General features: G+C 37.5%; 25 protein-coding genes and 1 pseudogene. 21 read left to right on the top strand and 5 right to left on the bottom strand.

Annotated features, from left to right (window positions below):
- Positions 1-8 precede the first annotated feature (8 nt).
- From leuC to KHA96_RS15370, 3 genes are all read left to right on the top strand, one after another.
- A complete protein-coding gene (leuC, locus tag KHA96_RS15380) occupies positions 9-1,424 on the top strand; it encodes a 3-isopropylmalate dehydratase large subunit (protein ID WP_213130204.1) in 1,416 nt (471 codons plus the stop codon).
- Complete coding sequence (gene leuD / locus KHA96_RS15375; RefSeq protein ID WP_213130203.1) at positions 1,421-1,999, top strand: 3-isopropylmalate dehydratase small subunit; 579 nt, start codon at positions 1,421-1,423, stop codon at positions 1,997-1,999. The genes leuC and leuD overlap by 4 nt, the downstream gene beginning before the upstream one ends.
- 278 nt (positions 2,000-2,277) lie before the next feature.
- Positions 2,278-2,517: a hypothetical protein gene (locus tag KHA96_RS15370; RefSeq protein ID WP_213130202.1), complete on the top strand. Its 240-nt coding sequence runs from the start codon at positions 2,278-2,280 to the stop codon at positions 2,515-2,517.
- Between the two features lie 402 nt (positions 2,518-2,919).
- On the opposite strand, the gene KHA96_RS15365 is transcribed toward KHA96_RS15370, so the two are convergent.
- Genes KHA96_RS15365 through KHA96_RS15355 form a run of 3 tightly spaced genes read right to left on the bottom strand, consistent with a single transcriptional unit; the run spans position 2,920 to position 4,855 of the window.
- Entirely contained in the window at positions 2,920-3,606 is a 687-nt protein-coding gene (locus KHA96_RS15365) for a hypothetical protein (RefSeq protein ID WP_213130201.1), read from the bottom strand.
- A complete protein-coding gene (locus tag KHA96_RS15360; RefSeq protein WP_213130200.1) occupies positions 3,603-4,490 on the bottom strand; it encodes an ABC transporter ATP-binding protein in 888 nt (295 codons plus the stop codon). The genes KHA96_RS15365 and KHA96_RS15360 overlap by 4 nt, the downstream gene beginning before the upstream one ends.
- Positions 4,487-4,855: a GntR family transcriptional regulator gene (locus KHA96_RS15355; protein WP_213130199.1), complete on the bottom strand. Its 369-nt coding sequence runs from the start codon at positions 4,853-4,855 to the stop codon at positions 4,487-4,489. The genes KHA96_RS15360 and KHA96_RS15355 overlap by 4 nt, the downstream gene beginning before the upstream one ends.
- Before the next feature lie 110 nt (positions 4,856-4,965).
- Between KHA96_RS15355 and KHA96_RS15350 the strand changes: the two genes are divergently transcribed.
- From KHA96_RS15350 to KHA96_RS15330, 5 genes are all read left to right on the top strand, one after another.
- Positions 4,966-5,793 (top strand): AAC(3) family N-acetyltransferase, encoded by an 828-nt coding sequence (locus tag KHA96_RS15350; protein WP_213130198.1) that lies wholly within the window; start codon positions 4,966-4,968, stop codon positions 5,791-5,793.
- Between the two features lie 238 nt (positions 5,794-6,031).
- Entirely contained in the window at positions 6,032-8,206 is a 2,175-nt protein-coding gene (locus KHA96_RS15345; protein ID WP_213130197.1) for an MMPL family transporter, read from the top strand.
- Between the two features lie 83 nt (positions 8,207-8,289).
- Positions 8,290-9,003, top strand: a complete 714-nt coding sequence (locus KHA96_RS15340; protein ID WP_213130196.1) for a cytochrome c oxidase assembly protein — start codon at positions 8,290-8,292, stop codon at positions 9,001-9,003.
- A gap of 15 nt (positions 9,004-9,018) precedes the next feature.
- Positions 9,019-9,699: a response regulator transcription factor gene (locus tag KHA96_RS15335; protein ID WP_213130195.1), complete on the top strand. Its 681-nt coding sequence runs from the start codon at positions 9,019-9,021 to the stop codon at positions 9,697-9,699.
- Positions 9,696-11,069: a sensor histidine kinase gene (locus tag KHA96_RS15330; protein ID WP_213130194.1), complete on the top strand. Its 1,374-nt coding sequence runs from the start codon at positions 9,696-9,698 to the stop codon at positions 11,067-11,069. The genes KHA96_RS15335 and KHA96_RS15330 overlap by 4 nt, the downstream gene beginning before the upstream one ends.
- Before the next feature lie 44 nt (positions 11,070-11,113).
- Here the strand turns inward: KHA96_RS15330 and KHA96_RS15325 are convergent, their stop codons facing one another.
- Positions 11,114-11,575 carry a hypothetical protein gene (locus tag KHA96_RS15325; RefSeq protein WP_213130193.1) on the bottom strand — a complete coding sequence of 154 codons (462 nt, stop codon included), beginning with the start codon at positions 11,573-11,575 and terminating at the stop codon, positions 11,114-11,116.
- A 285-nt stretch (positions 11,576-11,860) separates the two neighbouring features.
- Between KHA96_RS15325 and KHA96_RS15320 the strand changes: the two genes are divergently transcribed.
- The 5 genes from KHA96_RS15320 (at position 11,861) to KHA96_RS15300 (ending at position 17,328) form a co-directional block, all read left to right on the top strand.
- A complete protein-coding gene (locus tag KHA96_RS15320) occupies positions 11,861-13,249 on the top strand; it encodes a TldD/PmbA family protein (RefSeq protein ID WP_213130192.1) in 1,389 nt (462 codons plus the stop codon).
- A gap of 3 nt (positions 13,250-13,252) precedes the next feature.
- On the top strand, positions 13,253-14,596 hold the full coding sequence (locus tag KHA96_RS15315) for a TldD/PmbA family protein (RefSeq protein WP_213130191.1): 1,344 nt from the start codon (positions 13,253-13,255) through the stop codon (positions 14,594-14,596).
- A 217-nt stretch (positions 14,597-14,813) separates the two neighbouring features.
- Positions 14,814-15,182 (top strand): hypothetical protein, encoded by a 369-nt coding sequence (locus KHA96_RS15310; RefSeq protein ID WP_213130190.1) that lies wholly within the window; start codon positions 14,814-14,816, stop codon positions 15,180-15,182.
- A gap of 79 nt (positions 15,183-15,261) precedes the next feature.
- The gene (locus KHA96_RS15305; protein ID WP_213130189.1) at positions 15,262-15,600 is read left to right on the top strand and encodes a hypothetical protein; all 339 of its coding nucleotides are present in this window, start codon (positions 15,262-15,264) and stop codon (positions 15,598-15,600) included.
- 372 nt (positions 15,601-15,972) lie between these two features.
- Complete coding sequence (locus KHA96_RS15300; protein WP_213130188.1) at positions 15,973-17,328, top strand: MATE family efflux transporter; 1,356 nt, start codon at positions 15,973-15,975, stop codon at positions 17,326-17,328.
- Between the two features lie 49 nt (positions 17,329-17,377).
- Here the strand turns inward: KHA96_RS15300 and KHA96_RS15295 are convergent, their stop codons facing one another.
- A complete protein-coding gene (locus tag KHA96_RS15295; RefSeq protein ID WP_213130187.1) occupies positions 17,378-18,811 on the bottom strand; it encodes a phospholipase D family protein in 1,434 nt (477 codons plus the stop codon).
- A gap of 264 nt (positions 18,812-19,075) precedes the next feature.
- Here KHA96_RS15295 and KHA96_RS15290 point away from each other — a divergent pair, with 264 nt between their 5' ends.
- The 8 genes and pseudogenes from KHA96_RS15290 to tnpB form a co-directional block, all read left to right on the top strand.
- Entirely contained in the window at positions 19,076-19,774 is a 699-nt protein-coding gene (locus tag KHA96_RS15290; protein ID WP_213130186.1) for a response regulator transcription factor, read from the top strand.
- On the top strand, positions 19,771-21,129 hold the full coding sequence (locus KHA96_RS15285; RefSeq protein ID WP_213130185.1) for a sensor histidine kinase: 1,359 nt from the start codon (positions 19,771-19,773) through the stop codon (positions 21,127-21,129). The genes KHA96_RS15290 and KHA96_RS15285 overlap by 4 nt, the downstream gene beginning before the upstream one ends.
- A 56-nt stretch (positions 21,130-21,185) precedes the next feature.
- Positions 21,186-21,878 (top strand): PepSY domain-containing protein, encoded by a 693-nt coding sequence (locus KHA96_RS15280; RefSeq protein ID WP_249315643.1) that lies wholly within the window; start codon positions 21,186-21,188, stop codon positions 21,876-21,878.
- 124 nt (positions 21,879-22,002) lie between these two features.
- Positions 22,003-22,545 (top strand): PepSY domain-containing protein, encoded by a 543-nt coding sequence (locus KHA96_RS15275; protein WP_213130184.1) that lies wholly within the window; start codon positions 22,003-22,005, stop codon positions 22,543-22,545.
- Between the two features lie 45 nt (positions 22,546-22,590).
- Positions 22,591-23,355 carry a polyphosphate polymerase domain-containing protein gene (locus KHA96_RS15270; RefSeq protein ID WP_213130183.1) on the top strand — a complete coding sequence of 255 codons (765 nt, stop codon included), beginning with the start codon at positions 22,591-22,593 and terminating at the stop codon, positions 23,353-23,355.
- A gap of 1 nt (position 23,356) precedes the next feature.
- Positions 23,357-24,040 (top strand): DUF4956 domain-containing protein, encoded by a 684-nt coding sequence (locus tag KHA96_RS15265; protein ID WP_213130182.1) that lies wholly within the window; start codon positions 23,357-23,359, stop codon positions 24,038-24,040.
- Between the two features lie 410 nt (positions 24,041-24,450).
- A pseudogene (locus KHA96_RS15260) lies at positions 24,451-24,591 on the top strand (transposase); the annotation flags it as partial.
- A gap of 7 nt (positions 24,592-24,598) precedes the next feature.
- A partial coding sequence (gene tnpB, locus KHA96_RS15255; protein ID WP_213130634.1) for an IS200/IS605 family element RNA-guided endonuclease TnpB occupies positions 24,599-25,650 on the top strand: 1,052 nt, incomplete at its 3' end.

Here is a 25,650-nt window from a genome sequence, read left to right as displayed (position 1 = left end):
GAAGAAAGATGGGCAAAACGATTATTGAAAAGATTTGGGAGAAGCATGTCGTTCATCGAGAAGAAGGGAAACCAGATTTGCTATATATCGATCTTCATCTCGTTCATGAAGTGACTTCTCCACAAGCATTTGAAGGTTTGCGCCTAAACGGGAGAAAAGTACGCAGACCAGATTTAACTTTTGCAACGATGGATCATAACGTTCCAACTCGTTTGAATGAAGCTGTAACAGATCCAATTTCCGAGAAGCAAATGACAACTCTTGAGAAAAACTGTGCGGAGTTTGGAGTTCCGTTAGCTGGTATGGGTCATCCGGACCAGGGAATCGTTCACGTAATCGGCCCTGAGCTTGGATTAACGCAACCTGGCAAAACAATTGTTTGTGGAGACAGCCATACTTCCACACATGGTGCATTTGGTGCTTTAGCATTTGGAATTGGAACGAGTGAAGTGGAGCATGTTCTTTCGACTCAAACATTATGGCAAGCAGAGCCGAAAACGATGCAAGTTAAAGTGAATGGCGAGTTAGGCCAAGGTGTTACATCAAAAGACTTAATTTTGGCGATTATTGCGAAATACGGAATCAACGTTGGAACAGGCCATATTTTTGAGTATACAGGCGATGCCATCAGAAAGTTAACGATGGAACAACGAATGACGGTTTGTAATATGTCCATTGAAGCTGGTGCAAAAGCTGGATTAATCAGCCCTGACGAAACTACGTTTGCTTATTTGGAAGGTCGTCCTCATGTTCCAGTTGGAGAAGAATTTGAAAAGCTAAAATCAGAATGGCGCGAGCTAGTAACTGATGCTGATGCTAAGTATGATGCAGTCATTGAAATTGATGCATCTGAAATTGAGCCTGTTGTTACATGGGGTACAAACCCTGGTATGGGTGTTGGCGTAAATGGATCTGTACCGCGTCCTAAAGATGGAAAAACGGATGCAGAGAAGGCAGAAATTGAAAAAGCTCTTGAATATATGGGACTTGAAGGTGGAACTAGAATGACAGATATTGAGATTCAATATGTGTTCATCGGTTCTTGCACGAATTCTCGAATCGAGGATTTACGAGCAGCTTCTAAAATTGTTGCAGGTGAGAAAGTGAACAGTGGCGTTAATGCGATTGTAGTACCTGGTTCCCATTCAGTTAAGAGACAGGCGGAAGAGGAAGGCTTAGATAAAATTTTCCTTGATGCTGGATTTGAATGGAGGGAATCTGGATGCAGCATGTGCCTTGCCATGAATGCTGACCAAGTTCCAGCGGGCATGAGATGCGCTTCAACATCCAATCGTAATTTTGAAGGCCGCCAAGGAAATGGCTCACGTACTCACTTAGTCAGTCCTGCGATGGCAGCAGCTGCTGCCATTGCTGGTCGCTTCGTTGATGTTCGTACTTTTAAACAAGAGGGGGCGCTTGTATGAGGCCGATCAAAGAAGTAACGAGCGTACTTGCTCCGTTGGATCGTTCAAATGTAGATACGGACCAAATCATACCAAAGCAATTTTTAAAAAGAATTGAGCGTACCGGATTTGGAAAATACCTTTTTTATCATTGGCGCTACGATGATAATGGAGTGGAAAGAGCGGACTTTGAACTGAATAATGAAGAGTATGCCGGAAGTGAAATTTTAATCGCTCGAGAAAACTTTGGCTGCGGTTCATCACGTGAGCACGCACCGTGGGCACTCGGTGATTACGGATTCAGAGTCATCATCGCAATGAGCTTTGCGGATATCTTTTTTAACAACAGCTTCAAAAATGGCCTACTCCCAATCCAATTATCTGAAGCTGATGTTGAAGATTTACTAAAAAAATCAAAGGAAAAACCATTAAAAATCACCGTCTCCCTTGAAACAGAAACCGTTGTGACAGAGGACGGAGACACTTACTCATTCAAAGTCGACCCATACCGCCGTCAAATGCTATTAAACGGCTGGGACGAAATCGCCTTAACATTGCAGCTTGAAGACAAAATTGCAGCATATGAAAATCGTTAAAAGTAAAATTAAGCTACTCATTCCTACCGAATCTTGATTTGGTGGACTGAGTGGCTTTTTTAATTGATGAAAACATATCTTTATATTCTTCTAGTTTTAACTTAATCTTTAGCTGTCCAACTTCAGAATCTCACCTGCGAATAAATCTAGAGGGTTCAATGCCTATAATATATTGTTTTACTAGATACTAACATGATTTGTAATACAATCTGCTTTTGTCCGTCTAATTGTATGAAGGGAGGGGAAGGGGTGCAAAAATAGGCATTATGGTCTTTTTGATGCTCAAAGTAATCGATTTAAAAAAACGAGAAAGTCTCATATTTTATTGGAGTAGTAGGAATATTCATCTCCAATGCTATAATGGACAAAATTCTAGAATAAGCAGTGGAATTGTCCATCATCAGTGTTATGATGGACAAAATTATAAAATAAGCAGTGGAACTGTCCATCATCTGCGTTATGATGGACAAAAATGTGAAATAAATGCTAGATTTGTCCATCACCGTTACTATGATTGACAAAATTCTGTAATAAGCAGTGGAATTGTCCATCATCAGTGTTATGATGGACAAAAGTGTGAAATAAATACTAGATTTGTCCATCACCGTTGCTGTGATTGACAAAATTATAAAATAAGCAGTGGAACTGTCCATCATCTGCGTTATGATGGACAAAAATGTGAAATAAATGCTAGATTTGTCCATCACCGTTACTATGATTGACAAAATTCTGTAATAAGCAGTGGAATTGTCCATCATCAGTGTTATGATGGACAAAAGTGTGAAATAAATACTAGATTTGTCCATCACCGTTGCTGTGATTGACAAAATTCTAAAATAAGCTGGAGAACTGTCCAACTTCCTTCCATTAAATATAAAAATGCCTAGCGATACATTGGGTCAGCATCGCTAGGCGTTTTTTTAAACAGTTGCCCTTCTCAAGAATAAGTACGAAAAGACAAAGTAAATCAGTGTAGGTATAATGAGCCAGTATGATAGTTGGACGGCAGTGTGATCAATAATCCAATGAATCATATCCATCCAATGTTCATAATACGTTACAAGTAATGCTGCGACACTTGCAATCAATAATAAGGCTATAGCAGCGATAAACAGTCCTTTTTTTCCAAAACGACGCGTGAAGCTGGAAATCATTAATCCAAGGAAAAATACATTAAGTAATAAAATGAAATAGATGACGAATTGTTCTAAAAGTGTTCCATCATTCAAATATGGAAAATGGAAGAAGTGGAATTTTCCTCCCCAGCCAATCGTCCATTTTTCAACTACTGAACAAATGAGTAAAAGTATGGCGTAGAAGAAACTCATGATTGATCCCATTACAGCTGTACCGATAAAGAAATCTGTTCTTCTGACGGACATGCTAATGGCATATGGAAATGTTTGTGCCATTACTAATATTCCAGCTATTAACATGTATACAAACAAATATGAAAATCCTCCGCCTGTGTAATACGCTTCTTCTGGTGTAATAAAAAAGCTAACGATTAAATTTACAATGAAAACGGAGAATACTATGATGTTTGGAATTAAGAACCAACCCCACTTATCCCGGCGATGCATTTTTAAAACACTTTGAATATTCATTTCGCCACCCCACTTTGTTTATCAGATTTTCCTTTTGTTAAATGGACAATTAACTGCTGCAAGGAAACAGGGGTTATTTCAAGTTCCGGAATATGGATATTATCATTTGTGGTACCTATTACAGTCGCTGAAAGCAGCCCGCCAAATGACTCACGATGAATGACTTCTTTTCCGGAAATAAATGCCTCTACCTTTGCTTTTTGCCCTGTTACGGTAAAAGCCTTGCCTCTCAAGTTCTCGGCATCTTCGTCGATGATTAATCTTCCTTTATCAATGACTAAAACATGTTCCAGCAAATTACTTACTTCATCAATAAGATGGGTAGATAAAATAATTGTCCGGGGATGCTCAGTGTAATCCTCCATCAAACGGTTGTAAAATAATTCCCTCGAAACAGCGTCCAAACCTAGATATGGTTCATCAAAAATGGTGAGTGGTGCCCTACTTGCAAGACCAATTACGATACCAAGCGCTGAATGCATTCCTCGGGAAAGTCCTCTATTTTTCTTCTTTAGTGGAAGGTTGAATTCTTCGACTAAGGAGTATGCATACTCCTCATCCCAATTTGGAAAAAAACTCTTTGATACTTCCAAAATATCACGGACATTAAAATTGTCAGGGTATTTTTGACTCTCTTTTATAAAACAAATTTGTTTAAGTACTTTCGCATTTTCATATGGTTCTTCTCCAAATACGTTTAAATCTCCATTAGTATGAAATATCTGCGCCGTAATCATTTTCATTAAAGTTGTTTTTCCGGCACCATTTCTACCAAGCAGCCCATAAATTTTATTTTCATCAATTGAAAAGCTAATATCTTGGATTGCTTTATGGTCATTATAAAATTTATTAAGCTTACTGACCTTAACCACTTCATTCATCATTTTCGATCTCCTTTCCGAATCATATCCATCAGTTGTTCAGCTGTTATTCCTAACTTTTCAGCTTCCTGTATCATCGTCACGACATATTGCTCGAAAAACTGCTTTTTTCGCTTTTCAATGACTTTCAACCGTGCTCCTTCTGCAACAAACATTCCGATACCCCGCTTTTTATATAAGATGCCTTCGTCAACCAGTAAATTTACGCCTTTCGCAGCTGTGGCTGGATTGATTTTATAAAAGTGAGCGAACTGATTCGTTGAAGGAACTTGGGATTCTTCCGGCAATCCGCCTTCGATGATGTCATCCTCTATACGCTCTGCAATTTGGATAAAAATGGGCCGCCTATCATCAATTAAATGCTTCATTTGGTCCACCACCGTATTGGTTAGTTACTTATGTAATTAACCATATAACATTTAAAAATCATTGTCAACTGTTTTTGGAAAGCTTTTCATAATTGGGCGCAAATTATATAATGATGAAAACGAAAATGGTTGGTGGGTACATGCTTACTAAAAATCAATTAGTTGGAGATTTTAAAAGAATTGGAGTAAAAGAAGGGATGGTGCTTGTCGTCCATACATCACTACGAAACATTGGATATATAGAGGGCGGCCCAGACGCGGTGATTGAAAGTTTACTAGACATTTTGGGGGATGAAGGGACACTCGTCATGCCATCAATGACAAGTGGCGACGAAGTATTTGATCCCAAAACGACTCCAACGGATGATATGGGGATTGTCGCTGAAACATTTTGGAGAATGCCGGGGGTGCTTAGAAGTGTTCATCCAAATAGTGCGTTTGCGGCATATGGGAAGCATGCACCGGAAATTGTCGCCGAACAACTAATAGATCAACCGGAAGGAATTAAAAGTCCAATCGGAAAAGCGTATCAGCTTGATGGAAGGATTCTTTTGTTTGGTGTTTCCCATGATTCCAATACTACGATCCATTTGGCGGAATCTTTAAATGATGTGCCGTATAGAACATACTCTACGATGTTGATGTCAAGGGACGGAAAGGTCGAAAAAATTGAAATTCCAATCATCAACCATTGTTGTCAAAACTTTAATAAGATGGAGTCGCTTTTAAAAGAAAAGGGTTGCCTTACTATACAAAAAATTGGCAATGGTACGTGCCAATTTATGAAAGCAAAGGATGTCGTTGAAGTTGCAAGTGTAGAGTTAAAGAAAAACCCGTTTTATTTTTTATGTGGAGATAATTGCGAGGAGTGTGTGGAAGCTAGGGAGTATGTGGTTTCACCAAGCATTAAAAAAAGTAATGTGCAACACAATTATTGATGCGTATTGAATGAATGCGCATCGCATTTGTGGCAAATTCCGGAATAATACTGTAATTCATTTGCAAAACTGTAAAGAATTTATTTCAAAAAACAGTAAAGAATGGATACTATTTTTTACAAGTTCATATGAGGGCAAGAAGATTTAGCTTTAGCAGTAAACGAAATCTCCTATTCATACTCCGTTCATATTCATTTCCTACTATGAGGCTGACCTTAAATTGTAGGAGATGAATGACATGCTTCGACCATTTCGAAAACTAGTAAAATTTTCAAGTAGTTCAAAAGGAGCAAAGATTACAATCGTTGCTTGGCTTCTAGCAGTATTGTTATTCAGCGTGTTCGCGCCAGGTGCGAAGGAATATGCTGTGAATAGTAAAGAAGCGAGTGTAAGTGGCGACGCTCCTTCAGAAATTGCGGATCATATTGTTAAAAAACAATTTTCCAGTATTGACGGAATGCCGGCTCTTCTCGTTTTTCATCGGAATGAAAAAATCACAAATGAAGATCGTGAAAAGATAGCCAAATTAAGCGAGTGGCTAGCCTCCGATGAAAAGCCTAAATATATTTTAAACGCATTACCTTTTCATCAATTTCCAGAAAATGTTCAAGATGAGATGTTTTCCGATGACGGATCGACTCTCCTTTTTAACCTTTCGTTGGAGCCTGATTTAGATACAGATATTACCCTTAAAACCTTGGATCAGGTAAGGGAAAAAGTCGATGCGATTGGTGTAGAAGGAATGCAGTTTGAAATCACTGGACCTGCCGGAATATCAGCTGATACAATCTCCTTATTTAAAAATGCGGATATCGTATTAATGCTTGCGACTGTAGGATTAATTTTTATTATCTTAATCTTAATTTATCGCTCTCCGTTACTAGCGATTACTCCACTTTTCATTGCAGGGATTGTATATGGAGTGGTGGACCGTGTTTTAGGAGTAGCTGGAAAGTACGGCTGGTTCACAGTGGATAGTTCCGCAATTTCCATTATGCTAGTCTTACTGTTTGCTGTTTTAACAGATTATAGCCTATTTGTTTTTTCAAGATATCGTGAAGAATTAAAAAAACAGGAATCTAAATACGCTGCAATGAGTGAAGCCATCTACCATGTTTCTGAACCGATCGTGTTTAGTGGTGGAACCGTATTTCTTGCCATGCTGGCTTTATTTGTCACAGTGTTCCAGCCATATAATCATTTCGCACCCGTATTTTCGGTAGCGGTCATTGTCATTTTGCTAGCGGGCCTCACGCTAATACCGAGCATATTTGCCTTAATGGGTCGAAAAGCGTTTTGGCCATTTGTTCCACAGGTTGAAAGTGCTGCTAAGGTTAAAATTGGAGTTTGGAATAAAATAAGCAAACTAGTCATTAAGCGACCTGCTGTCATAGCTTGTATTCTGCTTACCGTTTTATTAATTGGTGCCTTTAACTTTTCCTCAATAAAATATTCTTTTAATCTATTAAAATCATTTCCAGAGGACATGCCTTCGCGGCAAGGATTCGAGTTGTTAGAGAAAAATTATCCTGCAGGGCAATTGGCTCCTGTGAATATCGTGTTGCAATCCAATAAAGAATTTAAATTAAATCATGATTTTTTCAAAAATGTTAATAATCTTGTAAAAAAATTAGAAAGTCAACCGGGTGTTAGTTCTGTTACTCCATTCATAACGGATCAGAACAGCCTGCCGCGAAATTTTTTATCTAAATCAGAAAAAACGATTCAGCTGCAGTTGATTTTAGATCATAACCCATATGATACAGGGGCGCTCGACGCTGTTCAAAAGCTGCGTGATTCAGCAAACATATTATTAAAAGAAAGTGGTTTTTCTTCAAAGGATGTAAAAATGCATATTGGAGGACAAACAGCACAACAAGTTGATGTAAGGAAAATGAATGAACGAGACATCATCATGTTGTTTTCACTTGTCACAATATTACTTACTCTTGTCCTTGGCTTTCAAACACAATCCGTTCTAATGCCAATTTTAATGATGTCGACCATATTATTATCGTACTTTTCTACTCTCGGATTTGGTTGGTGGATTTTCCATCATTTGATGGGCTTCGAGGCCATTAGCTATCGACTTCCAGTGTATACATTCGTTTTCATGGTGGCGTTAGGAATCGACTATAATATCATGCTCGTTTCGCGCATACGCGAAGAGGCGCAAAGACTTCCTTGGAAAGAGGCGGTTGGAAAAGGCGTTGCTTTAACAGGTGGAGTCATTTCGTCAGCTGGCTTAATTTTGGCAGCAACCTTTGCGGTATTAATGACGCAGCCCTTACAAGAATTATTCTTATTCGGCTTTACGATGGCGATGGGAATTTTGCTTGATACATTTTTAATTCGAGGAATTTTCTTGCCTTCAATCTTGATTTTGACACATAGGGACAAGAACCGAGCGTAATTTTTAGAAATAAACATGAATGTTGAATCATAAAATGAATAAATTCGTGCTTATGCAAGGAGGTGGAGCATGTCAATAGTGTATTGCTTGAAGGACAACTAGAGTGGAACTTCCCATTATTATTTATTCTCGCAATAATCGCTATTTTATATGCTCTCTTACTGAAACATTTAACGATTATAAAAATCTATCACGTAAGATCGATTCTTTTTTTCATAAGTATCAGTTTATTTTACTTAGTGATCGGGAGTCCATTATCCGTCATTAGCCATTTATCATTTAGTTTTCATATGATTCAAATGAGCATCCTTTATTTTATTATTCCGCCGCTATTTATACTTGGAATTCCGGTTAAATTTAAGTTAAATGTTTTAGCGTATATTTCTTTATTTTTATTTGCAATCTTGTTTTTTCTTTATCATTTGCCGTTCGTATTGCAAACACTTTACCAAATTTCCTATGTGCACAAAGGATATACATCGCTGCTCTTTGTATTAGCTATTCTTATGTGGTGGCCGGTTGTAAAGTTGGGGAATAAACGATTTGCTGTATGGAGCGGCTTTCTTTTAACTCCGGCTTGCTTATTGTTTATTGTAAATGGCATCATGGGAGGAATAACGAACCCGTTTTTACAAGGGTTTGCATTAAGTCTCTGTTTGCCCGAACATATTAATGTGGCAGATTTACTCCCTTTTCAAATGAATCCGAGTGTTGATCAAATTTCGAGTGGGATTGTCATGATGGGGTTGCATAAATTTGGACTCACGCTCATATCCCGCTTCACCTATACAAAATAAGAAGGAAGATCTAACATGCACACACATATTCTAATCGTCGATGATGATCCTCATATTCGCGAATTGCTGCGCTTTTATTTACAGAAAGAGCGGTTTGTAGTTGTAGAAGCTGCAGATGGAAATGAAGCTTCCATGCTGCTTGAAAATAAACAAATTCACTTGGCAATTGTAGATGTTATGATGCCCCATAAAAATGGCTGGGATTTATGCACGGAAATTCGAAAATATTACGATATTCCTGTGATTTTACTTACAGCTAAAGGCGAAATGGAGGATAAGGCAAAAGGCTTCTTATCAGGAACAGATGATTATGTCGTAAAACCATTTGAACCAGAAGAGCTCCTTTTCAGGATACGAGCACTGCTTCGCAGATATCAAATGGTATCAAATAATATTATTACGATGAAAAACACAGTGATTGATCGGAACAATTATGAAGTGAAAGTCGGCACTCAAAGCTTCATTTTGCCGCTTAAAGAATTTCAGTTGCTTGCGCAGCTTGCTAGCCAACCGGATCGTATGTATACGAGGGAGCAGCTCATACAGTTTATATGGGGGACTGATTTTGAAGGGGATAGCAGAACGGTTGATGTTCACATTAAAAGGCTGCGCGAGCGTTTTCGTGATATAACAGATGATTTTCAAATTATTACTGTCCGTGGCATAGGTTATAAGTTAGAGGTAAAAAGCCAATGAAGACTTTATATGTAAGAATTGTTTTCACTTTTATGTTTGTCGCGCTCGTTAGCGGTATCATCGCTTTTTTATTTTCTAATCTTTATTATCATGCGAAGTTAAAAGAATATAATGAGGATAAAATAAAGGAAATTGCAAATGAAATCGTCTATCTCTACGAAAACTCCGAAGGAATCAATATTCATGAATATTTAACGAGTGTAGCAAAAATGAATTTCCAGCTTTATTTAGTCGATCAAAATATGGTTGGAGTGCAGTTTGGGGATCCATTTCGTCATTATGAATTGGATGGGTCCATCATTCAATCTGTTCTTGATGGTCATACGTACCATGGGATTAGTGAGTTTAAGAGCAATTTATTTGTCACAGGTTTTTTCAAAGATGATGTGAAAAATAGTATTGGTGTTCCGATTAAAGTCAATGGCGGGTTGGAAGCTCTATTTGTCCGTCCGAATGTAGAAAAGCAGTTTGGTGAAATGCGGATTGTTTTTAGCTTAATATTAGGTTTAACATTTTTCATCAGTATGCTGTTAATTGTTATTTTTGCGACATTCCTCGTTCGACCAATCAAAAAGTTAACGAAAGCAACACGGAAAATTGCAAGTGGTAATTTTGATTTCACTTTTGACAGTCAGCGTTCTGATGAAATTGGGGCATTGGCGAAAGACTTTGAGCGGATGGCAAAATCATTGCAAAAGGTAGATGAAATGCGCCAAGAATTCGTTTCGAATGTATCACATGAAATCCAATCGCCACTCACTTCCATACAAGGATTTACGAAAGCAATCCGTTCAAAGATGGGAAGTGAAGAAGAGACCGATCGTTACTTAGCGATCATCGAAAAAGAGACGAGCCGTTTATCTTCCTTGAGTAAACAATTATTAATGCTTTCCTCTCTTGATAAAGAAGTAAAGGCAGTCAAAAAGAGTTCGTTTCGTCTTGATGAGCAAATCAGGGAAGTCGTATTGCTTACGGAATGGGAATGGAGCAAAAAAGGCTTGCGGATGGAATTAGATCTGCCAGAGCTTGTCATTGAGGCGGACAAACAATTATTGTTTCAAGTTTGGATGAACTTGCTTACAAATAGCATTAAGTTCACAGAAGTAGATGGCTCGATTTATATCGATATCACGGTGGATGAGGATATTATCGTATCTGTACGTGACACAGGAAGCGGAATTTCAGAAGAAGAGCTGCCGCAAATTTTTGACCGTTTTTATATGGGAGATAAATCTCGAAACCGAACAAAATCTGGCAGTGGCCTCGGTCTATCTGTTGTGAAGAAGATTATTGAACTTCATGGTGGCTTCATTATTGTGGAGAGTGAACTGGGAAGAGGGACTAAGTTTACTGTTAGGCTGCCGAGATAGGAAAAACGAAAGACTTCTTGAAGGAGGTCTTTCGTTTTTTTTACTTAAAATTTGAAGCTTACAACAAAGATAACTGTTAACACTAACAAAACTGAAATCAGCATCATTGTAATATACGTATTGATACTCGCTGGATGCGCAATAAGACTACCTTCTTTTTCAAGAGTGTTAAATTTTTTCACAACCTTGCGTCCAAATATACTAACAGCAATAATCGTGAAAAGAACCGTCATTCCGCCAATTCGTTCCATAAATTCTAAGTAAAAAGGCTTTGGAGAATCTCCAAAATTCATCGCGATCATCATGAAAATCCCGCTGAGTAAAACGAAAAAAGCGCTCGGATGAATAAGAGTATTGACGACCTTTGTCATTTTTTTAACGATGGTTGACAGCTCTTTTGAACCAAGATGCTTTTTCACTATAAATAATAGTATGGTTACAGTTAATAGGGAACCGACCCAAATTGAAATACCTGCAAAGTGCAAGAATAACCAATATTTAAACATATCCCTCTCCTCCTTGCTATGATCATATGAATCTAATATGAACAATAGATGAACGATGGATTACAGAATGGGTTATGGACAACGATCGCGCTTTCTATAGGTATTGGGCACGTGGACCAATTCAATTGAACTGCTACGACATAATTACTGATGGAACATACTTTTACTTGAATTGGCTATTTTTCAAAACAATTTAGAAAGTTTCCTTCATAATAGTAAAAATAACGGAATAATATAGTAAACTATTAATAATCATTTAAAACTTGCAAGGAGGGAATGCATGATATGCTAAGTAAATCAACAATAGAGGATGTAATATCCGCAGCATTATCAACAGGTGGAGATTTTGCAGAAGTGTTTGCTGAGGACCGCTTTTCAAATACTTTAGTTCTTCAAGACGGAAAAATTGAAAAAAGTAATTCTGGAAGAGATGCTGGAGTAGGAATTAGAGTTTTCAATGGTCTCCAAAGTGTGTATGCGTATACGACTGATTTTTCAAAAGAAGGGCTTGTAAAAGCAGCTCAACAGGCAGCGCACGCGATCAAAGGGGATGTCAGACATATCCCGGCTACACTTCAACAAGAAACAATTGAGCCATTACATAAAATTATCCAAATGCCGCAATCGATTGAAAACGCTCGTAAAGTAGCGGTCATGAAAAAAGCATACGATATTACAAAACACTATCATCCTAGTATTGCGCAAGCAACTGTCAGCTTGCTTGATCATGAACAAAATGTTTTGATTGCCAACTCTGAAGGAAAATTCGTAGAAGATAAACGGGTTAGAAGCCGACTGGCTATTCAAGCGATTGCTTCTGATGGCACCCAAATGCAGCCAGGCTTTTACGGACCTGGTGCCTACAAAGGTTTTGAGTTTTTCGAAGGATTAGATCTAGAACATTATGCTGGAGAAGCGGCACGAATTGCTGTGACGATGCTTCATGCTGAAGAATGTCCGAGCGGGAAATTCCCTGTCATTATCGACAACGAGTTTGGCGGAGTTATTTTTCATGAAGCGTGTGGACATGGGTTGGAAGCAACTTCTGTAGCGAAAAGTAATTCTATTTTTGCAAATCGAATTGGAGAGAGAGTGGCACCTGAAATCGTCACATATATCGATGATGGAACACTTGCTAATGAGTGGGGTTCTCTCAATATAGATGATGAAGGGGAAAAAACACGTAAAAATGTCCTTATCGAAAATGGTATTTTAAAAGGCTATTTGATTGATAAATTCAATGGACGCCGAATGGGCATGGAAGCTACAGGTTCAAGCCGCCGCGAATCTTATCGATATAACCCAACATCAAGAATGACAAATACATTTATTGCGCCCGGAAAATCGACTCCGGAAGAGATTATCGCGAATACGGAGCACGGTCTTTATGCTAAATATATGGGTGGTGGTTCGGTAAATACGGCAACTGGGGACTATAACTTTGCCATTATGGAAGCCTATCTAGTGGAAAACGGGAAAATCGGAGCACCTGTAAAAGGAGCCACTTTAATCGGAAATGGGCCGAAGACACTCCAACTCGTAGATATGGTCGGAAATAACTTGGCTCACGGAGCAGGTATGTGCGGATCTGTAAGCGGCAGCCTTCCGGTTAATGTCGGCCAGCCAATGATACGCGTTAGTGAAATAACCGTTGGCGGAACGAAGGGAGAGTAAATCATGAAGATTGAGAAATTCCAGGAAATGCTTATGGGAAATGGTCTTTCGCATGGTTTTGAGGATATGGAAATTTATTATGAAAAATCAAAGCGTTTTGCTTGTGATGTATACAAAGGCGAATTGGATCATTATGAAACCGCGGAAGATGGAGGATTATCTTTTAGGGGAATCTTTAATGGAAAAATGGGCTACGCCTATACCGAAAAATTTGATCTTGAATCCATCTCTTTTTTACTTGAAAGAGCAAAAGCAAATGCAGAAACCATTGAAGAAGAAGAGCAAGACGATATTTTTTCGGGAAGCGATGAGTATGAAGAAAAGGATTTTTATTCGGAAGCATTAGATGCTGTATCGATTCCTGATAAAATTAACTTTTTAAAGGAAGTGGAACATAAAGTTTCTGAGTTTGATCCACGAATCGCGTCGCTTAATTATTGTAAACTGATCGAGCAATCAAAGGAGAGGCTGCTTGCCAACAGTAAAGGATTGGTTCTTCATGACCGTATGAATTATCTTGCTCTTGTTTTGTCTGTTGTCGTTAAGCAGGAGGAAGAAACAAAAAGTGGATTTACGGTAAAGATTACGAAAGATTTCTCTAAGCTGAATCCTGATGAAATTGCGAAAGAAGCCGCGGAAGAAGCCCTTTCGTATTTAGGTGAACAATCAATCCCAAGTAAAAAGTACCCAATCATCCTGCGCAAAGATGCGGCTGCGGACCTTCTTAATACATTTACTTCTGTATTTTCTGCAGAAGTTGCTCAAAAAGGCCGTTCACTATTAAAAGATAAAGTAGGAGAGAAAATAGCAGCTGAAAACGTGAAAATCGTGGATGACCCATTTTATGATGAAGGTTTTTCAAGCCGAAATTTTGATGGAGAAGGCGTAGCCTCTAAAGTTTGCAATGTGGTCGAAAACGGTACTTTGAACACGCTGCTCCACAATCAGAAAACAGCAAAAAAAGCTGGGGTGGAATCGACAGGTCATGCTTATAAACCTTCATATAAAGGGACGCTTGTTATTGCACCTTCTAACTTTTATATCACACCAAGTGAAAAGACGTATGATGAATTGGTAGAATCCCAAAATGAAGCGATTATCGTGACAAAACTATCTGGCTTGCATTCTGGTGCGGATACGGTATCAGGCGATTTCTCAGTGGCTGCCAATGGTTTTTATGTAAAGGATGGAAAAGTCGAAACACCTGTAAAGCAAATGACGATTGCCGGAAACTTCTTTGACCTGCTTAAGAACATCCAGGAAATTGGATCAGATTTATATGTATCGTCGAGTGGGATTGGTTCCCCTTCATTGCTGTTGAAGGAATTGTCAGTGACGGTGGAATAATATTATAAAAGATGCCTCGGATAAAATCTTAGGCATCTTTTATTTTGCTTTTGACTCATTTGTAGTAGTATAACTTATAACTGAATATTAAGAACTCTTGGAGGTGAAGCCAAGAAAGATTTAATCTGAAAGTTCCATAAAAAGCAGCTCGTATATTTTGTTATAAACAAATCATAACAATAAAGGGAACAAAAAAATCGATGGGGTGATCAAATTGTTGGAAATAGAGGTCAAACAAGATAAGGATTCTCATCAGTTAAATCAATTATTACGTTTTTATGTACCAAGTGATGTCCATTCCGTTTCCATTGAAGTGAGAAACGAACAATATATGTGGCTGACCTATATCATTCATGATCAGCAGAAAAAATTAAGAGGTCAATTCATTAAAGCACAAACACCCCAGCCAATCGTCATTCATCAAGAACAAGAAAAAAGTTCACCGTATACCTTTTATGGAGATATACATGAAGGCGAATGGACGATTGATATTTCAATCATAGCTAGGGAAGAGGTTAAGGCTTTTAATAATTGGTGCACTTTTACAATTACATTTAACAATCCATCTATTTCACAATGTATATGAGTTTATTGAGCATAATGGCCAATACATCGCAATAGGATCTGGTGCATCAAGAGTTGCTAAGTCACTAGGGATAACCAATGTGGATGTGAATACTGGATCTTCAAGCTCTAATGGTATCGTACGGATTGATTACAAAGGTGAAGGGATAACAGCCGGTTATGGACAAGACGACATCGGATTCGTATATGGACCTGTTTGGTACTCCAATACCGAAGAAACAAGAGTCTTTGCCACCTTTGGTCAAGAAGAAGATTTCTTTCTTTCTGGACATTGGAAAAACAGAGAATCTGCAAGAGGTCAAGCAGTCATTGTAACAGAGAAAGAAGCCGCGGTAACATTAATCGGATTAGAAGCAGGCTTTAGAAATCACACAGATTACCTATTTAGATTATTATCAAACACTGTTTTTAACGAATAATGTTGACTTCCTCATTTCTTCATTAGATGAGACAATGTAGATTTTCACCGCAAATGAAAAAAAGCGAGTTGCCTTTTCGAACAGGCAGCTCGCTCATTTTTTGTCTAGCTTTAGCGCCTATCGACTAGCAAACTTCTTGTCCTCTTCCCTACGATAAGTCAACATCAGCTCGTTCCTCGCTGTGTTTCCTTTATCTCAGTCAGAGGCCCCGAAGTTTGTACGTCGATAAGCAAGGAGCTTCCGCTTTCCTAACTCCTAAGTTAAGTATAGCATACAAATAATAAAATTTTCAGACTGTTTTTATATAAATTTGACGATTAAAATAAGGACACATGTTAAAAAATGGATGGACCGACTACGGAGGAGGGTTTTATGGAAAGCAAAAAGGCTCAAACGTTAACTTTATTTGCACTTGCTTGGCCGATTTTGATTGAAATCATGATGTTGAGATTAATGGGAATTGCCGATACGTTTATGCTAAGTCATTATTCGGACAATGCTGTTGCGGCCGTTGGTTTTTCCGACCAGATCCTTGCGATGACTATTATGCTTTGCAGCATGGTGACCATTGGTACAACGATATTAGTTTCACGCTATGTAGGAGCAAAAGACAAACTAAGTACTTCGGAAATCACTAGAGTCTCCATTTCTCTAAATTTTTTGTTTGGTTTAATTATCAGTTTGATTTTAATCATATTTTCTCCAACTATTTTACAGCTAATGGGGTTGCCTGCTGAACTAATGAAAGATGCGACGATCTATATGTTCATTATCGGTGGCTTTACCTTCATTCAATCATTAATGCTAACAGTGTCAGCTGTTATGAAAGGACATGGCTTAACAAAGCAAGTCATGTACGTCATGACGGGAGTCAACATCCTCAATATTATCGGTAACTATTTATTTATTTTTGGTCCATTCGGCATTCCTGTTTTAGGTGTTAAAGGGGTAGCAATTGCAACGGTTGCAAGTCGTTTTATCGGAATGATAATTCTTTTCGTCATATTAAAAAAACGGATTGGCGAGTCTATTCCGTTAACCAAATTATTCCGTTTTCCAAAACAACATGTTAAAAATCTTCTTAAAATCGGGATTCCTTCATCAGTCGACTCGATTGCATGGAACTTACAAATGGTTGTCATTACTATTTTTATTGCTATGATTGGCACCACAGCATTAACTACTAATGTGTATACGACTAATTTAAGAGCTTTTATCACGATGTTTTCAGGGGCGCTTGGTCAAGGTACATTAATTCTTATCTCTCGAAAAATTGGAGAGAAAAGAATGGATGAAGCTTTTAAGCAAAGTATGCACATTTATAAAATAGCGGCTCTAGTAGCACTTTTTGTAGCAGGGTTATTTTTTATTTTTTCAAAGCCGCTGCTTAAAATCTTTACTAATAGCTCAGATATTATTGTGCTTGGATCCTCTATCATTCTCTTAACATTATTACTCGAACCAGGACGTGCATTTAATCTTATATTTAATAATTCTCTTAAAGCTGCTGGTGACGTGAATTTTCCTGTTTTCATTGCTATTTTAGGAATGTGGTTAATTAGTGTTCCGATTGCTTATATACTTGGCATTCACTTTGGATTGGGCTTAATCGGCATCTGGATCGGCTTCGTTGTGGATGAGTGGGTGAGGGGAATTATCCTGATGAGGCGATGGCGATCAAGAATATGGGAGGATAAAGAGAAAGAATTGGAAGCTTCAAAAGCCTAATACATGCAGCAGGCGGTGTACTGAAAAGTAGAACCGCCTGCTCTAAAAATTAATACGTTGTAAAATATAACCACTTTTGTATTGTATAAACTACTCTCTGGAGCGTCGTAAGCGCGTTTTGATATTTCTCAAAGTCTAAAGTAAACTCACCGTTTTGATTATTCCATTGACGATTAAAGTAGTCATCCAAGTCTTTCGCAAGCCTTCCATCAGCTTTCGCTTTTATTATTACATTCGTTTCCAAGTTGAAATCGTCCATGTTGCGCTGGGTGAAATTAGTAGAGCCGCCAATAATCGTGACTTTGTCTTTTTTCTTAATATAAAGCAGCTTAGGGTGGTATTGCTCTTCTCCAGTATTATACCAACGAATATGAATATTCCCTTTTGATTTTTCGTGTAATTCTTGCGCGACTGGCCGATTTGGAAGCCCGGATTTTTTGGAGCCAAATGCGTTTTCGTTTGGATCTAAAATTAAGTTGATTTTAACCCCTCGATCACTAGCTGCCAATAATTCCTCGACTACTTCCCGTTCGGCTAAATAAAACATAGCCATCCAAATTTCATCATCTTTTCGCGACTCTTTAAGGGATTGAATCACCTTATTTGCCACTTTCCCTTCTGTTAAAAGCTGTACGGCAACATCACCGGTCTCATGTTTTCCGTTGTAAGTAGGAAGGACATACCTACCTGCCAAGTTGGCTGCCGCTTGCTCCGTTTTTAGCACATCTTCAATAATAGGACCTTCCAGTTCAAATCCAATATTGGAGTGGTAAGCACTCGCATCATGAGGATTTCCAGATAAAACAAATGCTTTTTTATCTGTCGCAACTGTTTTTCGATGATTGGCTTTAACGTTCAGTAATTTCAGATAGGAGCGAAATGTCATGTCCGGTGCTTGGTCAGCCATCAGATTAGCGAGTGTTCCTTTTCCTGCCTGACCAAACCACTGAAAAAATATACGCCATATTGCGGAATATAAAGGATTGGAATCTCTGAGGGGATCAACATCTGTCAACAAAACTGTTATTCCATGGTCCTTTAGCTTTTCAAATTGCCAATTTTTATGGGAACCGTACGAAATATTAATTTCATCCGTAATTAGTACCATTTCAATATTAGGGTTGTGTCTCTTTTTTTCGATAAGGACATCCATTAATGAAGTACTTAGAGGAGGAAAATCTAAACTCTGATCGTAGTAATCATTGAATAAGAAGAAGTCCATAACTACAAATTGTTCCGCTTCGTCAATCGCTTGAAAAACAGTGTCAAATATTTCTTGTTCATGCTTTGTTTCCTTGTTATTCTTATACGTTAAATCGTATAAGAAGCGCACTTGATTCTCTTGCAAATAGTGTACATCTCCCTCAAATGATACACCCTTTGGCAAGGGCTTATTCTCTTGATAATAGATGGTGCCTATATAAAAACTTAAGAATAATAGAAGACCTGTTATTAAAATTCTTTTTTTAACCTTTTTCGGCATTATGCTTCCCCTCTCTTGTAATCGTGTTATTCCCGAATAACTGTTTTGAAAAACCAAAGGGAAAATCTTGGAGATGATCCATAATAAAATAAGGTAAGACAAAGTGAGAAGGTTGGAAGCAACAGAGTTTTGAGACATACTAAAGGTAATCAGACGTATGAAAGATGAAAATTCATATAAATAATGTAAGTATAAGAAAGTTGATTTCATTTACATTTGCTGTTTTCATAAAAGCATAATTATTAGTGAGGGATGATGGTGAAGATGACTAAACCGCGAATTTTAATAGTGGAAGATGAAGTGAAAATAGCTAGAGTACTTGAACTTGAGCTGACAGCTGAAGGATACGAAACAGTGAAAGTGTATGACGGTATGGAAGGGTTTGCGATTTTTCAGAAAGAAAAGTGGGACTTGATTTTGCTTGATGTAATGTTGCCAGGATTAAGTGGAATTGAACTACTGCGTCGCATTCGGTCCGTTGATTCAAGTATACCTGTCATTTTATTAACTGCTAAAGATTCGGTAGAAGATAAGGTGGCAGGACTTGACCTTGGAGCCAATGATTATATTACGAAGCCATTTCAGATTGAGGAGTTGCTGGCAAGAATTAGGGCGGCATTAAGATTAACTTTACAGAAAACAAATTCCGTTAAGAATTTCAATTGGCTAGAATTTTCGGATCTAAAATTAAGTGAGGATACAAGAGAAGTTTACAGGGGAGAAGATTTAATTGAACTGACACCGCGTGAGTTTGATCTGCTTGCCTATTTGTTGAAAAATGCGCGACATGTTTTGAATAGGGAGCAATTATTAGATGGTGTATGGGGTTATGATTATTTTGGAGATACGAACGTAGTGGATGTGTATATCCGTTATTTGCGAAATAAATTAGATAAACCATATGACCGACCTCTTATTCATACGGTTAGAGGAATCGGCTATGTGCTGAAGGATGAACAATGAAACTACATACTAAAATTAATCTTTATACTTCTGTTATGTTTATTCTCTTACTTGTATTGATTAATAGTGCTATTTATTTTTCCTTTAATCGGTTAATGCTGAATCATGAATTGGAACGATCCGAAGCTGAAGCATTAAAAACAGTAGAAGGTATGAATAAAATGGATAGCTCGATTAATATGAGGGACTTGCTTAGAGCTTATATGCCTGTGAATGGAATGGTCAAAATTGTAGATGCAAATGGAAAAGCAGATATTACCATTACGGATCCCAAGCAGAAACATTTAATCGAAATGCCTACTTCCTATTATAGACAGGAAACAAAAAAGATTGTCCAATACAAAAAGCTGCCCCACACCTTCATATCGACTCCTATTATTACGAAGGATGGAAGAATTGCTAATCTGCAAATGACAGAAAGCCTAGATGGGACTGCCCATATATTAAGTATATTAAGAATTGTGTTAATTACAATTACATTCATTGCAACGATTCCTGTGTTACTCTCTTCGCGGATTTTGAGTAATTTTATTTCTAGACCCATTTTATCGATCATTGAAACAATGGCTGAAATCCGGAAAAGTGGTAAATATAATCGGATATCATTGCCAAAGAAATCCAATGATGAATTATCTTTAATGGGAGAGACTTTTAATGCGATGATCGACCAGTTGGAAACAAATTATGAGCGCCAGGAACAATTTGTAATGAGTGCTTCCCATGAATTAAAAACACCTCTTACAATCATTGAATCCTATGCTAGTTTATTAAAACGTCGGGGATTACAACAACCAGATCTTTTTCATGAATCAGTAGAGGCAATCCATTCCGAGGCTGTACGGATGCGAGAATTGACACAACAATTATTATTGCTAGCTAAACACGAGGAAAAATGGAATATTGTGATGCAAATCGTCCAATTAGAAGAAGTGGCAACCGATACGATACAATCTTTTGGCACTGCTTTTGGGAGAGAAATCGTGTTGAATGTAAAGGAGCGCGTTACTGTGTACACAGACAGGCAAAGATTAAAACATATACTCTATATATTAATGGAAAATGCCTGCAAATATAGCGATGCTCCAATAACAATTCAGATTAATAAGGAAGGAGATAAAGGCTTAATCGAAATTATCGATTACGGAATAGGTATTCCTTCTTCTGATATATCAAAAGTGTTTGATCGCTTTTATCGAGTAGATACTGCAAGAACGAGGAAAACAGGGGGATTTGGCCTCGGCTTGTCGCTTGCTAAGGAAATTGCAGATGTGATAAACGTTCAAATCAAATTACTAAGTGAGGAAGGAAAAGGGACAACAGCACAAATACATCTTCACCTGCCGGATTCTAATTAATTTCTCATTTTCCTCTGCTATGGTGGATTTAATAAGATTATTTTGAGGTGAAAAATATGAAGAAATTAAAAATGAAACAATTGGGAATGGGTGCCGCTCTCTTCCTTTTAGTTGTCATATTTGCTTGGCAATTTCTTGGTGTATCGCCTTCCGGTGAACCAATATCCGAAGCAAAAGCTAAAGAAATTGCACAAGAAAGATTCAATGGAAAAATCGTTGACTTTAAACTTAAAGATGACATTTATGATATGACAATTCAACTAACAACTGGAAAATACTATATAAAAATAGACCGTTTCTCCGGTGATGTGCTCGACATTAGCAGGGGAGAAGAGGAAAAGGACAAAAGGTTATCGACCGAAGAAATAGAAAGAATTATCGAGAAGGAGCAAAACGGAAAAATTGAAGATCTAAAATTGAGAATCAACAATCAAGTGGCTTATTATGATGCGGTTGTGGAGAATAGCGAGAATAAGGTATTTATAACTTTAAACGGCGTAACGGGTGAAATCGTAAATAAAAAAGAAGAAAAAAAGGTGCCGGTAAAAGAAGAAATAAAGAATTTAACGAAAGAGGAAGCGATAAAGATTGCGCTTAAAACCGTTCAGGGCGAAGTAGATGATGTAGATTTAGAGGAATTGAATGGGCAGCTTTATTACTTTGTGGAAATAGAAACGGATGATAGGGAAGCAGATATTCAAATTAATGCGATAACCGGAGAAGTGAAAAGCATTGAATGGGATGATTAAGTGAATGAAATCTTTCCTCTTTCCTCTTTCCTCTTTCTCATTAAATTCTCATCTTCTCATCCCTATGTCCTCATATTGAATGGATATGATGTAATTACATCAAACAAAGGGAGGACATTTATAGATGAAAAAGAATTTGCTGATTGCAGGAGTTGCTGGATTTGTTATTTTGGGCGGGGTTGCTAGTGTTAATGCAATATCCAATAGTGAATCGATAATACAAAAAGAGGAAAGGTCTTCCATTATTACAATGGAAAAAGCAACTGAAATAGCTATAAATGAAACGGGAGGAGATTTAAAAAGCATTAAATTAGAGAAAGATAATAGTAAGCTGACATATGAGGTTGATTTAGTATCGAATTACGGTGAAATAGAAGTAGATATTGATGCGATTACAGGTGCAGTAATGAAAGTGGATAAAGAAGAATCGGAAGAAACGAATATCAGATCTCAAAAGTCAAATGAAAATCAAGCCATCACCAGGGAAAAAGCTATTTCTATTGCTTTAGGTGATTCAAACGGAAAAGTGACGGAAGTTGATTTTGATGCAGAGGATCATGAATATGAGATTGAGTTTGTTACGGACAATCAAAAAGTTGAAATAAAAATAGATTCACAAACAGGTAGAATCCTTGAAAAAGAATATGAAAATTTTCACGATAAATAAAAAGTATCGAAAACAAGATATTTCAGTCATAAAGGTGATGAAATAATGGCTATTGAAATATTTAGACGGAAAGAGCAAAAGTATTTAATAACGAAAGAGCAATATGATGAATTAGTTAAACAAATATTGCCTAATATGCGACCTGATAAAAATGGTATAGAAGGTAGATATACCATAACCACTTTATATTTTGAGAGTCCTGATAAAAGGATATATTTTGAAACAAAAAATAAATATAAGTATAGGCAGAAGCTTAGGCTGCGCGTATACGATGATACTTCTATAAATGGCAAAGCTTTTTTTGAAGTAAAACAAAAGCACAAAAAGGTCGTGAATAAAAGAAGAATGGTTATACCTCTTAAAGAGGCATACCGCTATTTAACAAACAATCTCGACTTGCCATTGAAAGAATATGATACTTCTAATACACAAGTTTTACGTGAAATTCATTATTTCCGACAACTTTATAATTTATATCCCGAAATGGTCGTCAGCTACGACAGACATGCTTTGCATGGTATTGATGATCCGGATTTAAGAATAACATGTGATTTTAACCTTCGGTGTCGCAACGATGATCTATCTATTGAACACGGGCCATTTGGGAAACATTTTATTGATCCGAATCTTGTTGTATTAGAGGTAAAAGTAAACGACAGTGTGCCTTTATGGCTGACTCGTATATTACAAGATTTACAGTGTGAACAAAGAGGCGCATCCAAGTTCTGCACAAGCTTGGAATTGTTAAGAAGTGAAGAAATTCCGAACAACCTTATTAAGGAAGAATTACAATTAGCGGGAGTAATGTAAAATGGATGTTTTCAATCAATTTTTTTCGACAAACAATGTAATGGATGCAACGACAGCATGGAAGAGCTTAATTGCGATGATTATTGCATTAGTACTAAGTTTGATTATTACAAAAGTCTATCAATTGACGTTTACAGGCGAGCGGTATTCCCAAGCCTTTGTCCATACAATTATTATTATGAGTGTTATTGTTTCGGTCGTAATGAATGTAGTAAGTGGTAATTCAGGAGTAGCTTTCGGTTTATTTGCGGTATTCTCATTAATACGCTTTAGAAGTGCTGTAACGGATGCTAAGGATATTGCTTATATATTTTTTGGCCTCTGTGTCGGGATGACTTGTGGATTGTTTAAGTTTGATCTAGCGATTATGTTAACGATATTTGGCAGCTTTATATTTTATCTGCTCTATAGATTTAGCTATGGGAAAGGAAAAGATACGCAAATATTAAAAGTTACGATTCCTGAAAATTTAAATCATGAAAATCTATTGGATGAAATATTCATGCAATATACAAATAGTCATCAACTTAGGCAAATTGAAACTACTAATCTAGGTACGATGATTTTGTACACATATGCCATTCGCAGCAAAAATACGACAAAGGATAAAGAATTACTCGATCGCATTAGGGAAAGAAATGCCAATCTAAAAGTCTCTATAACATATATGGAGCTTGCAAAGTAAGATCATATTAATAAAAATAATGATTACATTTACAAACTAATTTAGTCTTTTCATATACTGAAATAGTGGCACAAAGATACGTTTTCTGTTGTGCCACTCTGCATTTTCCTCTCTTTCATCCAGTCTTCCTCATTAGAAAATCAGATCAATTGGAGCAATGTTTTTTCAAACAAGGTAAGGTATATTTAAATTGAAGGAATTAATATTGAGAGGTTCATTTATGACAAGATTTTTATCTTATTTTATGATATAGCCGAGAACACTTGTGATTTCAATCATGAGACGAATCGGCTTCGAATCGGGCGTGATTTCATATCACGTTAACGATTCGACATATGCCAAAATACAGATTGCATATAGACCCTGGATAATCGTAACTTAATCACAAAAAGGTGCTAACATATGGTACATTGATATTTAAAGAGTTCCCTGAGTTAAAAGGGACACTCTGGGGTGGTCATCTCTGGAACCCTTCTTATTTTGTCGCAACCGCAAGCGAACAGACAGAGACCCAGATTCGGCAATACATTCAAAATCAGAAGGGGAGGTGAGCATCCTTTGATCGTGAACAGGGCCTATAAGTTCAGAATCTATCCCACTAAAACACAAGAAGTCCTAATCGCCAAAACCCTCGGTTGTTGCCGTTTTGTTTACAATTATTTTGTAGGAAAACAAAAAGGGAAAGATGCCTATTGGCATATTGTTGCGGAAATGGTTCAAAACGGACAACTCCCTAGGAACAACTGGAAAGGGGAATTTTTCCATAAGAACAAGTCGATTAAAGCTCTTCCAGAGTTGAAGAAACACTATCCATTCTTGAAAGAAATAGACAGCATCGCCCTGCAAAAATCGGTTGAAATCGTCCATGAAGCTTATAGAAGATATTACAAAAAGCAAAATGATGAGCCTCGCTTTAAGTCAAAAAGAAATCCTGTTCAATCCTACACAACGAAATATGTAAATGGAAATATTGCCGTGCTGGGCAAACAGATAAAACTCCCAAAACTGGGACTTGTACGCTTTGCGAAAAGTCGAGAAGTTTATGGGCGAATAATCAATGCCACCATTCGGCGGAACCCTGCTGGTAAATATTTTGTTTCCATTCTTGCTGAAGTGGATATACAGCCCCTACCCAAAACAGGTTCATCCATAGGGGTCGATGTTGGATTAAAAGATTTTGCCACTCTATCAGATGGAACCGTATACAAAAATCCAACGTTTTTTCGCACGTTAGAGGAAAAGTTAGCCAACGCCCAACGTATCCTATCCAGGCGACAAGTAGGCTCCTCCAATTGGCATAAACAACGAGTGAAAGTCGCCAAAATCCATGAAAAAATCACGAACTCACGGCAGGATAGGCTGCATAAAATCTCCACCCATCTTGTTAAAAACCACGACTTGATTGGGATGGAAGATTTAGCTGTAAAAAAGATGCTTAAAAATGTCCATCTTGCAAAGGCAATCAGTGAAGTATCGTGGTCACAATTCAGAACGATGTTGGAATATAAAGCAAAATGGTACGGAAAACAAGTAGTCCTTGTTGCAAGGAATTTTGCTTCCAGTCAACTTTGTTCTCATTGTGGTCATAAACATAAAGCCGTTAAGGATCT

Source organism: Bacillus sp. FJAT-49711 (assembly GCF_018343715.1).
Lineage (GTDB): Bacteria > Bacillota > Bacilli > Bacillales > Bacillaceae_C > Lederbergia.
The sequence above is the reverse complement of the archived record's forward strand: the minus strand, read 5'-3'. Positions and strand labels throughout refer to the sequence as shown.